Here is a 20,568-nt window from a genome sequence, read left to right as displayed (position 1 = left end):
AAGTTTTCGATTAGCATTAGTGGGTGCCTAAAGCCGTAGCTGAAGAATCTGCCATCCATTCCGTTGAAGCCGCCGTAGCCCGGATCGCGCCGCCGAAGCGCCCGGACCTTTCCCGCCTCGTAGTCAAGGGTGCCCGGGAGCACAACCTGCGCAACGTGGATCTGGACCTGCCGCGTGACGCCATGATCGTCTTCACCGGGTTGTCCGGCTCCGGCAAGTCGTCGCTCGCCTTCGACACCATTTTCGCCGAGGGGCAGCGCCGCTACGTCGAATCGCTCTCCGCCTACGCCCGGCAATTTCTCGGGCAGGTGGACAAGCCCGACGTCGATTTCATCGAGGGGCTGTCACCGGCCGTCTCCATCGACCAGAAGTCCACCAGCAAGAACCCCCGCTCAACAGTGGGAACCATCACCGAGATCTACGACTACATGCGTTTGCTCTGGGCGCGCGTTGGCCGGCCGCACTGCCCGGTATGCGGAGAGCCTGTGGCCAAGCAGACACCACAGCAGATCGTTGACCAGCTCCTCGAGCTGGACGAGGGCACCCGCTTCCAGGTCCTCGCTCCGGTGGTGCGCGGGCGGAAGGGGGAGTTTGTCGACCTCTTCAAGGAACTGACCGCCAAGGGGTACTCCCGGGCCCGCGTGGACGGAAACCTGGTCCAGCTGAGCGACCCGCCAAAGCTGGGCAAGCAGTTTAAGCACACCATCGAAGTTGTGGTTGACCGCCTGGTGGTCAAGGAAGGCATCAGCCAGCGGCTCACCGACTCCATCGAAACCGCCCTTGGCCTCGCCGAGGGCCGGGTCCTCGCCGAATTCGTGGATCTGGACGCTGACGATCCGCACCGCCTCCGGGCGTTCTCCGAGAACCTGGCGTGCCCGAACGAACACCCGCTGGCCATCGACGAAATCGAGCCCCGGTCGTTCTCCTTCAACAACCCTTTCGGCGCCTGCGCGGCCTGCAGCGGCATCGGTACCAAGCTGGAGGTGGACGAGGAACTCATCGTTCCCAACCCGGAACTCTCCCTGTCCGAAGGCGCCATCGCTCCCTGGTCCCTGGGCACTGCCACCACTGAATACTGGAACAGGCTCCTGGAAGGACTGGCCAAGGAACTCGGCTTCTCCATGGACACCCCGTGGGAGAAGCTGGGCAGCGACGTCCGCCAGACCGTCCTGCACGGCAAGGACCACAAGGTTGTTGTTCAATACCGCAACCGGTTCGGCCGGGAACGGAAGTACAGCACCGGCTTTGAAGGTGCCATCCAGTACGTCCACCGCAAGCACGGCGAGACGGATTCGGATTGGGCCCGCGACCGCTACGAAGAGTACATGCGGCAGATTCCCTGCCCCGCATGCAACGGCGCCCGGCTCAACCCTGCTTCCCTATCGGTGCTTATCAACGGCAAGTCCATTGCCGACGTCGCCGCCCTCCCCATGCGTGACTGCGCCGAATTCCTGAACAACCTCGTGCTCACCGGCCGTGAGGCCCAGATCGCGCACCAGGTGCTCAAGGAAATCCAGGCCCGGCTGACCTTCCTGCTGGACGTCGGGCTGGAATACCTGAACCTTGAAAGGCCGTCCGCCACGCTCTCCGGCGGGGAAGCCCAGCGCATCCGGCTTGCCACCCAGATCGGCTCCGGCCTGGTGGGTGTCCTGTATGTCCTCGACGAACCCTCCATCGGGCTGCACCAGCGCGACAACCGGCGCCTGATCGACACCCTCACCCGGTTGCGGGACATGGGCAACACGCTCATCGTGGTGGAGCATGACGAAGACACCATCCACGTAGCGGACTGGGTGGTGGACATCGGACCCGGCGCCGGCGAACACGGCGGCCAGGTGGTCCACTCCGGTTCCTACAAGGAACTGCTGGAAAACACCGCGTCACTGACCGGCGACTACCTGTCCGGGCGCAAGCAGATCGAGGTTCCGAAGAAGCGCCGGAAGTACGACAAGAAGCGTGAACTGAAGGTGATCGGCGCACGGGAAAACAACCTCGTCAACGTCGACGCCGTGTTCCCGCTGGGCCTTTTCACCGCCGTGACCGGCGTGAGCGGTTCGGGCAAATCGACGCTTGTGAACGAGATCCTGTACAAAGTGCTGGCCAACAAACTTAACGGCGCCAAGCAGGTAGCCGGGCGGCATAAGACCGTCCAGGGACTGGAACACCTGGACAAGGTGGTGCACGTTGACCAGAGCCCCATCGGCCGTACGCCGCGCTCGAACCCGGCCACGTACACGGGCGTCTTTGACAACATCCGCAAGCTTTTCGCGGAGACCACCGAAGCGAAGGTCCGCGGCTACCTTCCAGGCCGGTTCTCCTTCAACGTCAAGGGCGGGCGCTGCGAAGCATGCTCCGGCGACGGCACGCTGAAGATCGAAATGAACTTCCTGCCGGACGTCTACGTTCCGTGTGAGGTGTGCCACGGCGCCCGGTACAACCGCGAGACCCTGGAAGTGCATTACAAGGGCAAGACCATCGCGGACGTGCTCAACATGCCCATCGAGGAGGGCGCGGAGTTCTTCGCCGCCTTCTCCCCGATTGCGCGTCACCTGAACACCCTCGTAGACGTAGGCCTGGGCTACGTCCGACTGGGCCAGCCGGCTACCACGCTGTCCGGCGGCGAGGCCCAGCGCGTCAAGCTGGCCGCTGAACTGCAAAAGCGTTCGAACGGCCGCAGTGTCTATGTCCTGGACGAGCCCACTACGGGCCTCCACTTCGAGGACATCCGCAAGCTCCTGATGGTCCTGCAGGGCCTGGTGGACAAAGGCAACACGGTGATCACCATCGAACACAACCTGGATGTCATCAAGAGTGCCGACTGGATTGTTGACCTCGGTCCGGACGGCGGCTCGGGAGGCGGCCAGATCGTCGCTGCCGGTACCCCCGAACAGCTCGCCAAGTCCACCACCAGCCACACCGCCACTTTCCTCGCGGAAATCCTGCCCTAAGGAGCAAAGTATTCCTTGGCGGGTATGCGAGTTTCAGGCATGCGTGCTGTCGTGAGAAACTAACCCGGTGACTCAAACAACAGTGCCCGTGATCTTTGACCTGGACGGCACTCTTGTCGATCCGGCCGGTGGGATAACAGACGGAATTGCTTCAGCCCTTCGCGGGCTGGGGCTTCCGGTTCCCGGCCAGGACCTGCTCGAAGCGATGATTGGCCCCAAGCTGAGCGACTCGCTGCTCAACGTGGCCCAGGTGCCGGCGGAGCTGCTGGACGACGTTATCCGCCGCTACCGGGAGTATTACGTGTCTACCGGAATCGCCCAGAGCCGGCTCTACCCGGGCGTCCGGGAGGTCCTTGAGTCCTACGCTGCCGCAGGCCGGCCGATCGCCGTGGCAACGCAGAAACCCCAAGGCCTGGCGCGCACGGTCCTAGAGCACCACGGAATCGACGGGCTGTTCCACGGCATCCACGGATCGGCAGATGACGAATCCGCTGTGGAAGGCGTTCCGCTGGGCAAGACGGAGATCATCGCCGCAGCCTTAAAGGACCTGGGCACGCAGCACGCGCTGATGGTCGGGGACCGGGCCCAGGATGTGGCGGGCGCCATTGCCAACGGCCTGGACTGCATCGGCGTTACCTGGGGCTTTGCCCCCGACGGGGAGCTGGAAACGGCGGGTGCCGTAAGCGTTGTGGAAACCGCCGCGGAGCTGGTTTTCACCATCGACGGGTTGCAGGCAATCCACAGTGCCGCCATGAGCGAGGTGACGAACGATGGCACTTTTTGAGGCTGTCCGCTGGACCACGCGAAGCTTGATCTCCGGCTCCTGCCGGCCCACCGTCATCGGACTGGAGAACGTGCCCACAGACGGTCCGTTCATTGTCGCACCCAACCACCTCTCCTTCTTTGACAGCGTCATCGTCCAGGCGCTGATGCCGCGCCCGGTGGCGTTCTTCGCAAAGGCGGAGTACTTTACCACCGGTGGCGTTAAGGGCAAGGTCATGAAGTCCTTCTTCGAATCCGTGGGCTCCATCCCCGTGGAACGCGGTGAGCAGGCCGCCAGCGTCCAGGCGCTCAAGACCCTGCTGGACATCCTCGAGTCGGGCAAGGGCATCGGGATCTATCCCGAAGGCACCCGTTCCCGGGACGGCATCCTGTACCGTGGGCGCACCGGCGTGGGCTGGCTGGCGTTGACCACCGGAGCCCCGGTCATCCCGGTGGGCCTGATCGGAACGGAAAACCTTCAGCGCGCCGGGGAGAAGGGCGTCCGGCCGCAGCACTTCACCATGAAGGTGGGGGAGCCCCTGTACTTCGACAAGACGGGACCGGACCACTCGCTGCCGGCCCGCCGGGAAGTCACCGACCGCATCATGGACGCCATTGCTGAACTCAGCGGCCAGGAGCGGTCCACCAGCTACAACCAGGCCAAGATCGCCGATTAGGAACCGCCGGCCTCGGGTTAAGGCCCGGGTGGCTCCGTGTGGCGGAGGCACCCGGTGCGCCTCAGTAGAATGGATAGGTGGCAAATCCAGCAAGTTACCGCCCGCAGACGGGTGAGATTCCCACCAACCCAGGGGTGTACCGGTTCCGCGACCCCAACGGGCGGGTCATCTACGTAGGCAAGGCGAAAAGCCTCCGCTCCCGGCTAAATTCGTACTTTGCCAACCCTGCCGGGCTCCTGCCCAAGACCTACGCGATGGTCCACGCGGCCAGCAGCGTGGAATGGACCGTGGTGGGCAGTGAGCTGGAATCGCTGCAGCTGGAATACACCTGGATCAAAGAGTTCAAGCCCCGGTTCAACGTCGTCTTCCGCGACGACAAGACCTACCCTTACCTCGCCGTAACCATGGGCGAAAAGTACCCGCGCGTGCAGGTGATGCGTGGCGACCGGAGGAAGGGCACCCGCTACTTCGGGCCGTACACCGCAGGAGCCATCCGGGAAACCATGGATACGCTGCTCCGCGTCTTCCCGGTGCGCAGCTGCAGTGCCGGTGTCTTCAAGCGCGCCGAAGCAAGCGGCCGGCCCTGCCTGCTGGGGTACATCGACAAATGCTCGGCACCCTGCGTGGGCCGCATCTCGCCGGAAGACCACCGCGCCCTCGCCGACGATTTCTGCGCTTTTATGGGCGGGGAGGCCAAACGTTTCATCGCCAAGCTCGAAAAGCAGATGGCGGAAGCGGTAGCGGAGCTCAACTATGAGCGGGCGGCCCGGCTGCGCGACGACATCGCGGCACTGCGCAAGGTTTTTGAGAGGAATGCAGTGGTGTTGGCGGAAGACACCGACGCCGATATCTTCGCCCTGCACGAGGACGAACTGGAAGCCGCCGTGCAGGTGTTCCACGTCCGCGGCGGCCGAGTCCGCGGCCAGCGCGGCTGGGTGGTCGAGAAGGTAGAGGATTCCACCACCCCCGACCTCGTGGAACACCTCCTGCAGCAGGTCTACGGGGACGAGGGGCACGGCCACGGCCGGCTGCCCCGCGAAGTCCTGGTGCCGGTCGCACCCAGCAACGCCGCGGAACTGACCGAGTGGCTGGGTGGGATGCGCGGCGCCAAGGTGGACATCCGGGTGCCGCAGCGCGGGGACAAAGCCGCCCTGATGTCCACGGTGCGCGAGAACGCCGAGCACGCATTGAAGCTGCACAAGACCCGCCGGGCGGGGGACATTACCGTGCGGTCGCAGGCCCTGCAGGAACTGCAGGAGGCGCTGGACCTTCCGGTGCCCCTGCTGCGCATTGAATGCTTCGACGTCTCCCACGTCCAGGGCACCAACGTGGTGGCATCGATGGTTGTGGTGGAGGACGGCCTTCCGAAGAAGTCCGATTACCGGAAGTTCTCGATCACGGGTGCCGCGGCCACCGACGACACTGCCGCGATGCACGACGTCCTGACCCGGCGGTTCCGCCATTACCTCCAGGACAAGTCGGCGCAGGTGGACGAGGCCGTCCTCAACTCCAGCGCGGACGAAACGGACCAGCGTGAAGCCGGGGGTGTGGAGACGGGGCAGCAGGAACCGGCCAGGAACGCGGCCCTGCTGGACACCACCACGCCGGCGCCGCGCGCCAAGTTCGCCTACCCGCCCAACCTTGTGGTGGTAGACGGCGGAAAACCCCAGGTCAACGCCGCCGCCCGGGCGCTGGCAGATCTGGGCATCGACGACGTATACGTCGTGGGCCTGGCCAAGCGCCTGGAAGAGGTCTGGCTGCCGGACAGCGACTTCCCGGTGATCCTGCCCCGCACATCCCAGGGGCTGTACCTGCTCCAGCGGATCCGCGACGAGGCCCACCGGTTCGCCATCTCGTTCCACCGGCAAAAGCGCGGGAAGGCGATGACCGTCTCCGCCCTGGACGGCGTTCCCGGCCTCGGCGCCTCCAAGCGGAAGGCCCTCCTGGCGCACTTTGGATCCGTGAAGGGCGTCAAGGCGGCTTCCGTGGCGGAGCTTTCCGAAGCGAAGGGGATCGGACCTGCCCTCGCGGGCGCCATCGTCAGCCATTTCTCCGCCGGCGGACCGGAGGCAGCCGCCGTACCGGCCATCAACATGACCACCGGTGAAGTCATCGAATCCTAGTGGACACTGCTGAAACGCAGCGGAGTTCAAAGAAACTTAGCTAGGGTTGAGGGCGGGGTGTCGGCCGATGCGGGCCGGCCCACAAACCTAGAGCAGAAACGGGGCGGACCTAATGGCAGACACAACGGCGGAATCCGGAGCAGGGCAGGACGGGATGCTCCCCGTCAAGCCGCTCGAAGCGGAACTGCTGGTGGTCACCGGGATGTCCGGAGCGGGGCGCAGCACGGCGGCCGACGCGCTTGAGGACCACGGCTGGTATGTCGTGGAGAACCTTCCGCCGCAGATGCTGGGCACGCTCGCCGAGCTCGTGTCCCACGCGCCCCAGTCCATCCCGCGGCTGGCCGTGGTCATAGACGTCCGCAGCAAGGGGCTGTTCGCCGACATCCGCGCTGCCCTCGGCGCGCTGGCCGCCAGCGGCGTCGCCTTCCGCGTCCTTTTCCTCGACGCCAGCGACGACGTCCTGGTCCGGCGGTTCGAACAGGGACGCCGGCCCCATCCCCTGCAGGGCGGGGGCCGCATCCTCGACGGCATCGCAGCCGAACGCGACCTGCTGCAGGAACTGCGCGACAGCTCCGACGTCGTGCTGGACACCTCGGGCTACAACGTTCACGGCCTCGCCACGGCCATCACGGAACTCTTCAGTGAAACAGGACCCGTGGCCCTGCGGCTGAACGTCATGAGCTTCGGCTTTAAGTACGGCCTGCCCGTGGACTCAAACTACGTGGCAGACGTCCGGTTCATCCCCAACCCGCACTGGGTGCCGCAGCTGCGCCCGCACACCGGGCTGGACAAGGACGTCAGCGACTACGTGCTCGAAGCCGAGGGCGTCAAGAACTTCGTGGATCGCTATGTGATGGCACTGGAACCGGTCCTGGACGGCTACCGTCGCGAGAACAAGCACTACGCCACCATCGCCGTGGGCTGCACCGGCGGTAAACACCGCTCGGTGGCAGTCGCCGTCGAACTCTCCAAGAAGCTGGCCCAGTACCCGCGGGTCACGGTGACCACCACGCACCGGGACCTGGGCCGCGAGTAATGTCGCTTTTCACCGGGGCACTGCCGCTGGTTCCGCCGGCCGGAACGGCGGCCTTCCAACACGATAAGGGTCCGAATGTCGTTGCCCTGGGTGGCGGGCACGGCCTGTCCGCGTCGCTCTCGGCACTGCGGCTGCTCACCTCGGAGCTCACTGCGATCGTCACGGTCGCGGACGACGGCGGTTCTTCCGGGCGCCTGCGGGACGAGTACGGCGTCCTCCCGCCCGGGGACCTGCGGATGGCGCTCTCGGCCCTGTGCGACGACACCGACTGGGGACGCACCTGGCGAGACGTGATGCAGCACCGCTTCCGTCCCGGGAAAGGACCGGGCGGCTCGCTGGATGACCACGCCACCGGCAACCTGCTGATCGTCACCCTCTGGGAGCTGCTGGGTGACGCGGTCGCAGGACTGCGGTGGGCCGGCGCACTGCTGGGCGCCCGCGGCCAGGTCCTGCCCATGTCCACGCAGCCGTTGACCATCGAAGGCGATGTGCGGGTCACAGCTCCCGACGGCGAATCCGTGCTGCAGACCATCCGGGGACAGGCACGCTGCGCCGTGGCGGGCTCATTGGAGCAGGTGCGCCTCCTGCCCGAGGCGGCGCCGGCCTGCCCTGAAGCACTGAGCGCCATCGAGCTCGCGGACTGGGTGATCCTGGGCCCGGGCTCCTGGTACACCTCGGTGCTGCCGCACCTGTTGCTCCCCGAAATGCGGCAGGCGCTGTGCCACACCCCGGCGAAACGCTGCCTGACCATGAACCTGGCAACAGACACCAAGGAAACTTCCGGCATGACGGCGGCCGACCACCTGCACGTCCTGCGGCGCTACGCCCCGGAGTTCAACGTCGACGTTGTCCTGGCAGACCCCGCCTCCGTTCCGGACCGGCAGGAGTTCGAGAAGGCCGCCGCGATGATCGGCGCCGAGGTGGTCTTGGGTAAAGTAGGGGCGTCGGGCCGCCGACCCGTCCACGACCCCCTGCGTCTGGCCACGGCGTACAACGACATTTTTGGGAACAGTTAGGAAGGTGCCATGGCACTGACAGCATCAGTCAAGGAAGAACTGTCCCGTCTGGACATCAAGAAATCATCAGTCCGGAAGGCTGAAGTCTCCGCCATGCTCCGCTTTGCCGGCGGGCTCCACATCATCTCGGGCCGGATTGTCATCGAGGCCGAAGTGGACCTGGCCTCCACCGCCCGCCGCCTCCGGGCTGCCATCGCCGAAGTCTACGGGCACCAGAGCGAGATCATCGTGGTGTCCGCAGGGGGACTGCGTCGTGCCAGCCGCTACGTCGTCCGGGTAGTGCGCGACGGCGAGGCCCTGGCCCGCCAGACCGGCCTCCTCGACGGACGCGGCCGCCCCGTCCGGGGGCTGCCCTCCGCCGTCGTCAACGGTTCGGCAGCAGATGCCGAAGCCGTATGGCGCGGTGCCTTCCTGGCGCACGGATCGCTCACCGAACCGGGACGGTCCTCCTCTCTGGAGGTCACCTGCCCCGGCCCGGAATCCGCGCTGGCACTTGTGGGCGCCGCCCGCCGCCTGGACATCCAGGCGAAGGCCCGCGAAGTCCGGGGCGTGGACCGGGTGGTCATCCGCGACGGCGACACCATCGCCGCCCTCCTCACCCGCATGGGAGCCCACGACGCGCTGATGGTGTGGGAGGAACGCCGGATGCGCAAGGAAGTACGGGCCACCGCCAACCGGCTTGCCAACTTCGACGATGCCAACCTCCGCCGCTCAGCCCAGGCCGCCGTGGCGGCCGGGGCCCGCGTGGACCGTGCCCTGGAGATTTTGGGCGACGACGTCCCGGAGCACCTGAAGTACGCCGGCGAGCTGCGGGTGGCGCACAAGCAGGCCAGCCTGGACGAACTGGGCCGCCTTGCCGATCCCGTGATGACCAAGGACGCAATCGCCGGACGGATCCGGCGCCTGCTGGCCATGGCGGACAAACGTGCGCAGGACCTGGGCATCCCGGGGACGGATGCCAATGTGACGCCGGAAATGCTGGACGAGTAACAGCCCCCTAGAATCAAAAAGATTCCGGGTGCCAGACGCCCGGATGCACAATCCGAGAGTTACCAACCGGACTGAGTGTCCACGATATTGGAGGATTTTGTGACCGAGTACGTACTGCCCGAACTCAGCTACGATTACGCTGCCCTGGAGCCGCACATCTCAGCGCGCATCATGGAGCTGCACCACAGCAAGCACCACGCAACCTACGTGGCCGGTGCCAACAACGCCCTGGCCCAGCTGGCCGAGGCGCGCGAGAAGGGCGACTTCGCCAACATCAACCGCCTGTCCAAGGACCTGGCGTTCCACACCGGCGGCCACGTCAACCACTCCGTGTTCTGGAACAACCTCTCCCCGGACGGCGGCGACAAGCCCGAAGGTGAGCTCGCAGCGGCCATCGATGACGCCTTCGGCTCCTTCGACGCCTTCCGCGCCCAGTTCTCCGCGGCCGCACTCGGCCTGCAGGGCTCCGGCTGGGGTTTCCTGGCTTACGAGCCCATCGGCGGAAACCTGGTCATCGAGCAGCTGTACGACCAGCAGGGCAACGTGGCGCTGGGCACCACCCCGCTGCTGATGCTGGACATGTGGGAGCACGCCTTCTACCTGGATTACGTCAACGTCAAGGCCGACTACGTCAAGGCATTCTGGAACATCGTGAACTGGGCCGACGTCGCCAAGCGCTTCGAGGCTGCACGCACCAACGCCACGGGTCTCATCACGCTCCCGTAGTGACCCGCGCTTCACACGCATGTAACAAAGTTCACATTTAGGGGGTAAAGCTCCCGGAATGTGGACCGTCCGCCCCCGCACTTGCGGGGGCGGACCCAGTTAAACGTAAGATAGGTCACGGAAGGCGGTTAGCCTTCAGCAATGAGGCTGGTCGCCCTCCGTCTGTAAATCATCTCTGCCCAATGGCGTGCGGGATCTGTTAGTTGGCTTGAACGCCCGCTCAACTAGTTGTGCTTTTGAAAGCACCAAGGAGACTGAAAAAGTGACGACCCGTATTGGTATCAACGGCTTTGGCCGTATTGGCCGCAACTACTTCCGCGCAGCACTGGCACAGGGCGCGGACCTGGAGATCGTTGCAGTCAACGACCTCACCAGCCCGGAGGCCCTGGCCCACCTGTTCAAGTACGACTCCGTCGGCGGCCGCCTGAAGGAAACCATCGAGGTCAAGGACGGCAACATCGTCGTCAACGGCAACGTCGTCAAGGTCCTGGCAGAGCGCGACCCCGCCAACCTTCCCTGGGGCGAGCTTGGCGTGGACATCGTCATCGAGTCCACCGGCTTCTTCACCAAGGCCGCCGATGCGCAGAAGCACATCGACGCCGGCGCCAAGAAGGTCCTGATTTCCGCCCCGGCCTCGGATGAGGACATCACCATCGTGATGGGCGTGAACCACAAGCTGTACGACAACGCCACGCACCACATCATCTCCAACGCATCCTGCACCACCAACTGCCTCGGCCCGCTGGCCAAGGTGGTCAACGACGAGTTCGGCATCGAGCGCGGCCTCATGACCACCGTCCACGCCTACACCGCGGACCAGAACCTGCAGGACGGCCCGCACAAGGATCTGCGCCGCGCCCGCGCCGCCGCCGTCAACATGGTGCCGACCTCCACCGGTGCAGCCAAGGCAATCGGGCTGGTCCTGCCGGAGCTCAAGGGCAAGCTGGACGGCTACGCCATCCGCGTCCCTGTCCCCACCGGTTCCGCCACCGACCTCACCGTCACCGTCTCCCGTGAGACCACGGTGGAGGAAGTCAACGCCGCCCTCAAGCGGGCAGCCGAGTCCGAGGACCTGCAGGGCTTCCTGACCTACACGGACGAGCCGATTGTCTCCTCCGACATCGTTGGCGATCCCGCATCCTCCATCTTTGACTCCGGCCTCACCAAGGTGATCGGCAACCAGGTCAAGGTTGTTTCCTGGTACGACAACGAATGGGGCTACTCCAACCGCCTCGTTGACCTCACGGAGCTTGTGGCAGCCAAGCTGGGCTAGGGTTAGACACATGACATCTCACACCCTCAACGAACTGATCGCTGAAGGTGTCCGCGGGCGGTACATTCTGGTTCGAAGTGACCTGAATGTGCCGCTCGACGGCTCTACAGTGACTGACGACGGCCGCATCAGGGCCTCACTGCCAGTGCTGGGAAAGCTCACGGACGCCGGTGCCCGCGTGCTGGTAACAGCCCACCTCGGACGCCCCAAGGGCGCCCCGGAGGAAAAGTACTCCCTTCGCCCCGCCGTCGACCGCCTGGCCGAACTGGCAGGCTTCAAGGTCTCCCTCGCCGGGGATACGGTGGGCAACTCCGCTAAGGAAGCTGCAGCTTCCCTCCAGGACGGCGAAGTGCTGGTCTTGGAGAACGTGCGTTTCGACGCCCGCGAAACCAGCAAGGACGACGCCGAGCGCGGCGCCTTCGCTGACGAGCTGGTGGCCCTGACGGGCGGCAACGGCGCATACGTCGATGACGCTTTCGGTGCCGTGCACCGCAGGCACGCCAGCGTTTACGACGTCGCCACCCGGCTCCCGTCCTACCTGGGCGACCTCGTGCACACTGAGGTGGAGGTGCTCCGCAAGCTGACGGCAGACACCCAGCGCCCCTACGTGGTGGTGCTTGGCGGCTCCAAGGTTTCGGACAAGCTCGCAGTCATCGACAACCTGCTCGGCAAGGCGGACACCATCCTGGTGGGCGGCGGGATGCTGTTCACGTTCCTCGCCGCATCCGGACACAAGGTGGCCTCCAGCCTGCTGGAGGAGGACCAGATTCCCGTGGTCCAGGACTACCTGAAGCGGGCAGCAGACGCCGGCACCGAATTCGTGGTGCCCACGGATGTTGTGGTGGCGGAGAAGTTCGCTGCCGACGCAGCCCACGAGACTGTTCCGGCCGACGCCATCGAGAACAGCAGCTTCGGTGCCCAGGGCATAGGCCTTGATATCGGTCCGGATTCAGCAGCCGCGTTTGCCGACCGGATCAAGGGTGCCAAGACCGTCTTCTGGAACGGTCCCATGGGAGTCTTCGAATTCGAAGCGTTCGCCGCCGGCACCCGGGCCATCGCGCAGTCCCTGACCGAAACCGGGGCCTTCACCGTGGTGGGAGGCGGGGACTCAGCAGCCGCCGTCCGCACCCTCGGTTTCGCTGACGACCAGTTCGGCCACATTTCCACAGGTGGCGGCGCCAGCCTGGAATACCTCGAAGGCAAGGAACTCCCGGGACTCAGCGTCCTGGACCGGTAGCAGCACCTCCGGCAGCAGTACCTGGCTCTTCAATCCTCCGGCCGGCAGGTTGCCCCGCGGCAGCCTGCCGGCCGAACACTTATCAAGACTTTTTGGAGAATACGTGACAACGTCAACGAACGGCGCCTTCGACCGCAAGCCCTTCATAGCGGGCAACTGGAAAATGAACATGGACCACGTGCAGGGCATCACCCTCCTGCAGAAACTCGCGTGGACCCTCTCCGACGCCAAGCACGACTACAACCGGGTCGAAGTTGCCGTCTTCCCGCCGTTCACCGACCTCCGCGGCGTGCAGACCCTGGTCCAGGGTGATGACCTGGACGTTGCCTATGGCGGCCAGGACCTCTCGCAGTTCGACTCCGGCGCCTACACTGGCGACATCTCGGGCCAGTTCCTGAATAAGCTGGGCTGCACGTACGTCCTGGTGGGCCATAGCGAACGCCGGACCATCCACAACGAGTCCGACGACGTCCTCAACGCCAAGGTGAAGGCCGCCTTCAAGCACGGCCTGGTTCCCGTGCTCTGCGTCGGCGAAGGGCTGGAAATCCGCCAGGCCGGCACCCACGTGGACCACACCCTGGCCCAGCTCCGCGCTGGTGTTGCAGGACTTACCCCGGAGCAGGCCAGCGAGCTTGTGGTGGCCTACGAGCCCGTCTGGGCCATTGGCACCGGCGAAGTAGCGGGGCCGGGTGACGCCCAGGAAATGTGCGCCGCCATCCGCGCCGAGCTCGAGTCCCTGTTCGGAGCAGACGTCGCGTCGAAGACCCGCCTGCTGTACGGCGGTTCCGTCAAGGCAAACAATGCAGCCGCGATCCTGAAGGAACTCGACGTGGACGGCCTGTTGGTGGGTGGCGCAAGCCTCGATCCGGCCGAGTTTGCTAATATTGTCAGGTTCGAGAGTCACCTGGTGACGGACTAGTCCGTCCCGCCGCGCATACTCCCGCAATTCCAACTTTCTGAAAGGCCGTCGTGGACGTTCTTCATGTCATTCTGCAGATCCTCCTGGGCATCACCAGCCTCCTGCTGACGTTGCTCATCCTCCTCCACAAGGGACGGGGCGGCGGACTGTCCGACATGTTCGGTGGCGGCATGAGTTCAGGGCTGAGCTCCTCCGGCGTGGCCGAGCGCAACCTCAACCGGTTCACGGTGATCCTCGGTGTCACGTGGGGCATTGTGATCATCGCCCTGGGGCTGATTATGCGGTTCACCGGCAGCGGCGACTCCTAAAGCACTGCCAAGAGGATCGGCGCGGGCACTGCCGCGGCGCTGATCTGCGAACTAAACTGTGGCTGTCGGTTTCCGGCAGCCACAGTTCTGTTTAAGAGGCAGGAGCCCCGATGGTACATCCAACGTCAGGTTTCCGGGGCACCCGCGCGGGTGTCACGGCAGGATCAGGACCAAGCCTCCAGGCCGCCGAGGACCACGGGAAAAGCCTCCCGCGCGTCCGGATCTCGTACTGGTGCGCCAAGGGACATGAAACCCGGCTGGTCTTCCTCAAACTTCCTGACGACCAGCTTCCTGCCGTATGGGACTGCCGGCGATGCGGGGCCATGGCAGCGAGGGATGGCATGGCGGCCGCCGAGGCCGACGGCATGGACGACGGCTACAAAAGCCACCTGGAATACGTTAAAGAACGGCGCTCCAGCCAGGACGCCGAAGACCTCCTGGCTGGAGCGCTGGAGAAACTACGCGCCCGCAGCGTCCTTCCGGACGAGCTGATGGGGGACGCGTGACGCCGCGTTCTCATCGATGAGCCAGAGGGTCCGCGACGTTCCCCGGGGACCCGCGGCAGGCACCTGGACAGGGTTGGCACCGGCCAGTGCCAGCCCCACTGCACCGGCCTTGTCCTCGCCCGCAACAACCATCCACACCTCAGACGCCGTGTTGATGGCGGGCAGCGTCAGGGAAACGCGCAGCGGAGGCGGCTTGGGCGAATTCCGCACACCCACCACCGTCCGCTCCTTTTCCCGGATTCCGGCATGCTCGGGAAACAGCGACGCCACATGCGCATCGGGTCCCACACCCAGCAGGACAACGTCCAGGCGGGGGAGTGCAGCCGGCTGTTCAGGCCGGTCATCGGACATGTCCGCGGCGTGCTCTGAAGCGGCAGCATCCCGCAGTTGGCGGGCGTAGTCCTCGGCAGCCTCTTCCGGAGTACCGAACTGGTCCGATGATCCCGGTTCATGGATCCGCTCAGGATCCACCGGAATGTGCGAGAGCAAGGCTGCGAACGCCTGCCTCGTGTTCCGGTCGGCATCGTCCGAGGAGACAAACCGCTCATCTCCCCACCAGAAGTTGACCTTGGACCAGTCGACGGCGGGCGCCGCCGGAGAGTCAGCAACAGCCTTGAGCGTGCCAATACCCACCGTGCCGCCGGTCAGGACCACGGTAGCTTCACCGTACTTGTCCTGGACATCAACAAGCTTGGTGATCAGGCGCGCCGCAATGGCCGCCATCAGAACGGACGAATCAGGATGAATGCTTACTCTTGGCTCAACGCTCACTGGGTCGGACGCTCCTTAGATTGGTACGTGGCAGTCCCATAGTAATCACTTCGCCGAACACTTCGTCCGGGTCCAGACGGCGCAGCTCCTCTGCAAGGCAGTCGCGGAGGCTGCGGCGTGGAAGCGAGATCCGCTGGGCAGGCTGGCCCGGCTGGGTCAGTTCGGCCACGGACAGTCCCGGGCGGAAGAGTTGCACGTCGCCGCCGGGGCGGGTGAGGCGGACGCGGCGGATGCCGGTCCCGGCCGGGTCCGCCACGATGGTGACCGGTGCGTCCAGAGTGAGGGTGAGCCAGGCCGCGAGGAGGATGGTGCTCGGGGAGTCCGAGGCACCTTCAACCGCGACGGCGGTCACGGGCGAGGAGTCCACCTGGTCCAGGACAGCGGCGAGTTGGATCCGCCAGTTGGTCAGGCGGGTCCAGGCGAGGTCCGTGTCCCCGGCCCGGTAGGTGGCGTGGATGTTCTCCAGCGCTGCCTGGGGGTCCGGTTCGTTGGCGGAGTCGGTGATTCTGCGGTGCGCGATGCGGCCGATGGAGGTTTCGCAGGCACTTTCCGGTGCGCCGTGCGGCCACCAGGCCACAATCGGTGCGTCCGGGAGCAGCAGGGCGGCGACGAGGGATTCGCTTTCGTGGGCGAGTTGGCCGTAGCCGCGCAGCACGATGACCTCGGAGGCCCCGGCGTCGCCGCCCACGCGGATCTGGGCGTCCAGTTTGTCCGCGGCGTCGGCCCCGGCGTCGGCCAGGACGATGATCCGGCAGGGGTGTTCCCGGCTGGCCTCGTTGGCTGCCTCGATCGCTTCTTCCTCAAGCCCGGACTTGGTGACCACCACGAGGGTGAGCACCCGGCCCAGGGCGATCACGCCGCCCTGCTCACGCAGGGCCATCAGCTTTTTGGAAACGTTCGAGGTGGTGGTGTCCGGCAAATCTACAATCATGGCCTTCTCCAGGTTCGTCCGTCACGGGCCAGCAGCTCATCAGCACTGGCCGGGCCCCACGATCCCGGGGCGTAGGGCTCGGGCTGTTCGTCCAGGGTGGCCCAGTATTCCTCGAACGGGTCAAGGATCTTCCAGGACAGCTCCACTTCCTCGTGCCGCGGGAACAGGGGCGGCTCGCCCAGGAGTACGTCCAGGATCAGCCGCTCGTACGCCTCCGGGGACGACTCGGTGAAGGAGTGGCCGTAGCCGAAGTCCATGGTCACGTCCCGGACTTCCATTTGTGTGCCAGGAACCTTGGACCCGAAACGGATGGTCACGCCCTCGTCAGGCTGGACCCGGATCACCACGGCGTTCTGGCCGAAGTCATCCTCACCGTGGTCACGGAACAACAGATTCGGTGCGCGCTTGAACACCACCGCGATCTCGGTCACGCGCCGGCCCAGGCGCTTTCCCGCGCGCAGGTAGAACGGCACACCGGACCAGCGGCGGGTGTGGATGTCTACCCGGATCGCGGCGAACGTTTCGGTGGTGGAATTGGCCGGGATGCCTTCTTCCTCCAGGTAGCCCTGGACCTGTTCGCCGCCCTGCCAGCCGCCGGTGAACTGGCCCCGCGCAGAATGCGTGGACAGGTCATCGGGGAGCTTGACGGCGGCGAGGACCTTTTCCTTCTCCGCACGCAGGTCATCGGCGTTGAAGGAAATGGGTTCCTCCATCGCTGTCAGCGCCAGCAGCTGGAGCAGGTGGTTCTGGATCACGTCGCGGGCCGCGCCCACGCCGTCGTAATACCCTGCCCGGCCGCCGGTGCCGATGTCCTCGGCCATCGTGATCTGGACATGGTCCACATAGTTCGCGTTCCACAACGGCTCGAACAGCTGGTTCGCGAACCGCAACGCCAGGATGTTCTGGACCGTCTCCTTGCCCAGGTAATGGTCGATGCGGAACACCGCGTCCGCCGGGAATACCGACTCGACAATGTCGTTCAGCTTCCGGGCCGATTCCAGGTCGTGCCCGAACGGCTTTTCGATCACCACGCGGCGCCACTTGTCGCCCTCGGCCTGCGCCAGGCCGTGCTTGGACAGCTGGCGGCAGACCTGCTCGAACGCCTTCGGCGGGATCGAGAGGTAGAACGCGTGGTTCCCCCGGGTGCCGCGGACGTCATCGAGTTCCTTGATGGTCTCGCCGAGCCGCTCGAACGCTCCGTCGTCGTCGAACTCACCCTGGACAAAGCGGATGCCCTCGGACAGCTGGTTCCACACCGCCTCATCAAAAGGCGTCCGCGCGTAGGCCTGGACCGAGGCCTTTACCTCAGCGGCGAAGTCCTCCTTGTCCCACTCACGCCGGGCGAAACCGACCAGCGCGAAGCTGGGCGGCAACAACCCCCGGTTGGCCAGGTCATACACGGCCGGCATGAGCTTCTTGCGGGCAAGGTCACCGGTGACTCCGAAGAGCACCAACGACGACGGACCGGCGATCCGGTTCAAGCGGCGGTCACGCGGATCCCGCAACGGATTCCGCAGCGGCTTTCCGGGGCGCGCCCCGGACGTCCTGCCGTATTCAGTTTCTGGCATGTTGCTTCTGTGCCTTAGCTTTCAGTAACGGAGGCTGACCTGGCGGACAGCGCAGCAATGATGTCCTGCAACTGTGCCACACCGGCAGCGCGGTCGGTCAGGTGCAGGCGAAGCACGGGACGGCCATGCTCGCTCAGGACCTGGGCGTCACCGGCGGCCTGCGCGGCGATCAGTTCACCGAACGTGAAGGGACGCTCCGGGATGGAAAGGTCTTCGGCCGAAGCAGCTGTGACCTGGAGGAACACACCGATGGCGGGGCCGCCCTTATGGAACTGACCGGTGGAGTGCAGGAACCGCGGCCCCCAGCCGAACGTAACCGGGCGGCCCAAGACGGCGGCAAGCTCATCACGGATGCCCTCGAGCTGCGCGAACGCCAGCCGGTCGAAGTAGGCCTGGACGCTCAGGTAGCTGTCCGGCTGGAGTGTTTCCAGCAAAGCTCGGACTGCTTCCTCGGCCGTTGACGCATCGCTCAGCCACTCGCCGCCGCGGACCTCGATGGCGCCGTCGACGAAAGCTGCGGGGGTGGGTTCCGGCTGCGCGTCCAGCAGGCCGCGTGCCGCCACCTTGGCTGCCTCAACGTCGGGCTGATCGAACGGGTTGATACCGAGCAGGCGCCCGGCGACGGCCGTGGCGAACTCCCAGACCATCATCTGGGTGGGCAGCCCACCAGCGATGGCAACCTGGTTTTCACCGAGTTCGACGTCGGCATCCGGGGCCACCAGCCGGACCACCAGCACGTCCTCGGCCCCGGAGGTTACCTCGGGCGAAGAGGGTCCGGCCACGACCGGCAGGACGCCGGTGCCCAGCTTGCCCGTCGATTCGGCGATGAGCTGCTCGGCCCAGTCGGCGAAGCCCACAATGCCCGAGCCGTCCTCGGCAATGACGATTTTGTTGCGCAGCGGGCTGGTTCCGCCCAACGCGGTCCCGAGCGCAAGGCCGATGTTCTCGGGTGCGTCGTCGTTCAGGACCTCGGCGGCCTCCTCGGCCTCATCCAGGAAGGCCTGGATGTCCACCCCGGCCAGGCCCGAGGGCACCAGGCCGAACGCGGTGAGCGCGGAGAAACGGCCGCCGACATTGGGGTCCGCGTTAAAGACGGCCCGGTAGCCGGCCTCACGGGAGGCCTTGTCCAGCGGGGAACCCGGATCCGTGACGATGATGATGCGGCTCTTGGCGTCGATGCCTGCGTCATTGAACGCCTTCTCGAAGACCCTTCGCTGCGAATCCGTCTCTACGGTGGATCCGGACTTGGAGGAGACCACAATCGCGGTCTCCGCCAGCCGGTCCGCCAGGGCAGCACGGACCTGGTCGGGGTCCGTGCTGTCCAGCACAGTCAGCTCGACGCCGGCGGTGCCCGCAATGACTTCCGGAGCCAGCGAGGACCCGCCCATGCCGCACAGCACGATGCGGGTAACCCCTTCGGCGCGGAGGGCGTCGCGGAGTTCCAGGATCTCCTTCACCAACGGCTGGGAGACGGTGGCCGCCTCAATCCAGCCGAGGCGGATGGCAGACTCTGCTTCCGCGTCAGGGCCCCACAGGGTGTGGTCCTTCGCGAAGATCCGGGTGGCGATGCGGTCCTCCACCAGGGCGGGGAGGTGCTGTTCCAGTGCCTGCTGTGCGGCACCTGTGGCTTCGTAGCTGAGTGTGCTCATTGTCGGTTAGGAAGCCTTCCGTGCAGAGGCGAGGGCGCCCTCAACGTCGCCGAGCAGTTCCTTCCAGCTGGCCACGAACTTGTCCAAGCCTTCGGATTCCAGGATTGCGACGACGTCGTTGTAGGAGATGCCGAGCTTTTCGAGCGCGTCCAGGGTGTTGTTGGCTTCGGTGTAGGTGCCGGTGACGGTGTCTCCGGTGATGACGCCGTGGTCGAAGGTGGCGTCCAGGGTCTTCTCCGGCATGGTGTTCACCACGCCGGGGGCAACGAGCTCGGTGACGTAGAGCGTGTCCGGGTAGGCCGGATCCTTCACGCCCGTGGAGGCCCACAGGGGACGCTGGGGGAGTGCGCCCGCTTCAGCGAGCAGGGCCCAGCGTTCGGTGGAGAAGAGCTCTTCGTAGACCTGGTAGGCCAGGCGGGCGTTGGCCAGGCCGGCCTTGCCCTTGAGGGCCTTTGCCTCGTCCGTGCCCAGGGCGTCGAGGCGCTTGTCGATCTCGGAGTCCACGCGGGAAACGAAGAACGAGGCCACGGAGTGGATCTTCGAGAGGTCGTGGCCGTTTTCCTTGGCCTGCTCCAGGCCGGACTGGAAGGCGTTGATGACGGCGCGGTAGCGCTCCAGGGAGAAGATCAGGGTCACGTTGACGCTGATGCCCTCCGCCAGGGTGGCGGTGATCGCTTCGAGGCCCTCAAGGGTGGCGGGGATCTTGATCAGGACGTTGTCCTTGTTGACCCTCTTGTACAGGTGCTTGGCTTCGGCAATGGTGCCGGCGGTGTCCCAGGCCAGGCGCGGGTCAACCTCGATGGATACGCGGCCGTCCACGCCATTAGTGGCTGCAGCGACGGGTGCGAACAGGTCGCAGGCGTCGGCGACGTCGGTGGTGGTGATTTCGAAGATGGTGTCCTCGACGGACGCGCCGGCTGCTGCCTGCTTTGCGATCGTGCCGTCGTAGTCGGCGCTGGTTGTGATCGCGGCGTGGAAGATGGACGGGTTGGTGGTCACACCGACCACGTTCTTCTCTTCGATGAGCTTGGCCAGGGTGCCGGTGTCCAGGCGCCCGCGGGAAAGGTCATCAAGCCAGATGGAAACTCCGGCGTCGGAGAGCTGCTGGGTGGGAGTAGTCATTGTTCT

The 20,568-nt window shown here is 65.5% G+C and carries 18 protein-coding genes; 13 read left to right on the top strand and 5 right to left on the bottom strand.

What is annotated here, in order from left to right:
• Positions 1–23 precede the first annotated feature (23 nt).
• The 13 genes from uvrA to AC5RV1_RS01515 all read left to right on the top strand — a co-directional run bounded on the left by uvrA (position 24) and on the right by AC5RV1_RS01515 (position 14,521).
• On the top strand, positions 24–2,948 hold the full coding sequence (uvrA, locus tag AC5RV1_RS01575; RefSeq protein ID WP_493993236.1) for an excinuclease ABC subunit UvrA: 2,925 nt from the start codon (positions 24–26) through the stop codon (positions 2,946–2,948).
• A 67-nt stretch (positions 2,949–3,015) separates the two neighbouring features.
• A complete protein-coding gene (locus tag AC5RV1_RS01570; RefSeq protein ID WP_493993235.1) occupies positions 3,016–3,732 on the top strand; it encodes an HAD hydrolase-like protein in 717 nt (238 codons plus the stop codon).
• Complete coding sequence (locus AC5RV1_RS01565; protein ID WP_493948259.1) at positions 3,719–4,387, top strand: lysophospholipid acyltransferase family protein; 669 nt, start codon at positions 3,719–3,721, stop codon at positions 4,385–4,387. The genes AC5RV1_RS01570 and AC5RV1_RS01565 overlap by 14 nt, the downstream gene beginning before the upstream one ends.
• Positions 4,388–4,464: 77 nt before the next feature.
• Entirely contained in the window at positions 4,465–6,510 is a 2,046-nt protein-coding gene (gene uvrC, locus AC5RV1_RS01560; RefSeq protein WP_493993234.1) for an excinuclease ABC subunit UvrC, read from the top strand.
• 112 nt (positions 6,511–6,622) lie between these two features.
• Positions 6,623–7,546: an RNase adapter RapZ gene (gene rapZ / locus AC5RV1_RS01555; protein WP_493948261.1), complete on the top strand. Its 924-nt coding sequence runs from the start codon at positions 6,623–6,625 to the stop codon at positions 7,544–7,546.
• Positions 7,546–8,562: a gluconeogenesis factor YvcK family protein gene (locus AC5RV1_RS01550; protein WP_493948262.1), complete on the top strand. Its 1,017-nt coding sequence runs from the start codon at positions 7,546–7,548 to the stop codon at positions 8,560–8,562. Before rapZ ends, AC5RV1_RS01550 begins: the two co-directional genes overlap by 1 nt.
• Positions 8,563–8,571: 9 nt before the next feature.
• Positions 8,572–9,552, top strand: a complete 981-nt coding sequence (gene whiA / locus AC5RV1_RS01545) for a DNA-binding protein WhiA (protein WP_256247729.1) — start codon at positions 8,572–8,574, stop codon at positions 9,550–9,552.
• Positions 9,553–9,651: 99 nt separating this feature from the next.
• The gene (locus AC5RV1_RS01540) at positions 9,652–10,278 is read left to right on the top strand and encodes a superoxide dismutase (RefSeq protein WP_493948263.1); all 627 of its coding nucleotides are present in this window, start codon (positions 9,652–9,654) and stop codon (positions 10,276–10,278) included.
• Between the two features lie 262 nt (positions 10,279–10,540).
• Positions 10,541–11,551: a type I glyceraldehyde-3-phosphate dehydrogenase gene (gene gap, locus AC5RV1_RS01535; protein WP_163163533.1), complete on the top strand. Its 1,011-nt coding sequence runs from the start codon at positions 10,541–10,543 to the stop codon at positions 11,549–11,551.
• A gap of 10 nt (positions 11,552–11,561) precedes the next feature.
• Complete coding sequence (locus tag AC5RV1_RS01530; protein ID WP_493993233.1) at positions 11,562–12,788, top strand: phosphoglycerate kinase; 1,227 nt, start codon at positions 11,562–11,564, stop codon at positions 12,786–12,788.
• Between the two features lie 103 nt (positions 12,789–12,891).
• On the top strand, positions 12,892–13,707 hold the full coding sequence (gene tpiA, locus AC5RV1_RS01525) for a triose-phosphate isomerase (RefSeq protein WP_493993232.1): 816 nt from the start codon (positions 12,892–12,894) through the stop codon (positions 13,705–13,707).
• 50 nt (positions 13,708–13,757) lie between these two features.
• Positions 13,758–14,015 carry a preprotein translocase subunit SecG gene (secG, locus tag AC5RV1_RS01520; protein WP_307095161.1) on the top strand — a complete coding sequence of 86 codons (258 nt, stop codon included), beginning with the start codon at positions 13,758–13,760 and terminating at the stop codon, positions 14,013–14,015.
• Positions 14,016–14,125: 110 nt separating this feature from the next.
• On the top strand, positions 14,126–14,521 hold the full coding sequence (locus AC5RV1_RS01515; protein WP_493948267.1) for an RNA polymerase-binding protein RbpA: 396 nt from the start codon (positions 14,126–14,128) through the stop codon (positions 14,519–14,521).
• Here AC5RV1_RS01515 and pgl read toward each other — a convergent pair.
• The 5 genes from pgl to tal are packed head-to-tail and all read right to left on the bottom strand — an operon-like array spanning position 14,474 to position 20,562.
• Positions 14,474–15,292 (bottom strand): 6-phosphogluconolactonase, encoded by an 819-nt coding sequence (pgl, locus tag AC5RV1_RS01510; protein WP_493993231.1) that lies wholly within the window; start codon positions 15,290–15,292, stop codon positions 14,474–14,476. The genes AC5RV1_RS01515 and pgl overlap by 48 nt on opposite strands.
• Positions 15,282–16,223, bottom strand: a complete 942-nt coding sequence (locus tag AC5RV1_RS01505) for a glucose-6-phosphate dehydrogenase assembly protein OpcA (RefSeq protein WP_163163542.1) — start codon at positions 16,221–16,223, stop codon at positions 15,282–15,284. Before AC5RV1_RS01505 ends, pgl begins: the two co-directional genes overlap by 11 nt.
• Positions 16,220–17,791, bottom strand: a complete 1,572-nt coding sequence (gene zwf / locus AC5RV1_RS01500) for a glucose-6-phosphate dehydrogenase (protein ID WP_493993230.1) — start codon at positions 17,789–17,791, stop codon at positions 16,220–16,222. Before zwf ends, AC5RV1_RS01505 begins: the two co-directional genes overlap by 4 nt.
• Before the next feature lie 14 nt (positions 17,792–17,805).
• A complete protein-coding gene (locus AC5RV1_RS01495) occupies positions 17,806–19,440 on the bottom strand; it encodes a glucose-6-phosphate isomerase (protein WP_493993229.1) in 1,635 nt (544 codons plus the stop codon).
• Positions 19,441–19,446: 6 nt separating this feature from the next.
• Entirely contained in the window at positions 19,447–20,562 is a 1,116-nt protein-coding gene (tal, locus tag AC5RV1_RS01490; RefSeq protein ID WP_493993228.1) for a transaldolase, read from the bottom strand.
• Positions 20,563–20,568 lie beyond the last annotated feature (6 nt).

Source organism: Arthrobacter sp. Hb9-2 (assembly GCF_059091165.1).
The sequence above is the reverse complement of the archived record's forward strand: the minus strand, read 5'-3'. Positions and strand labels throughout refer to the sequence as shown.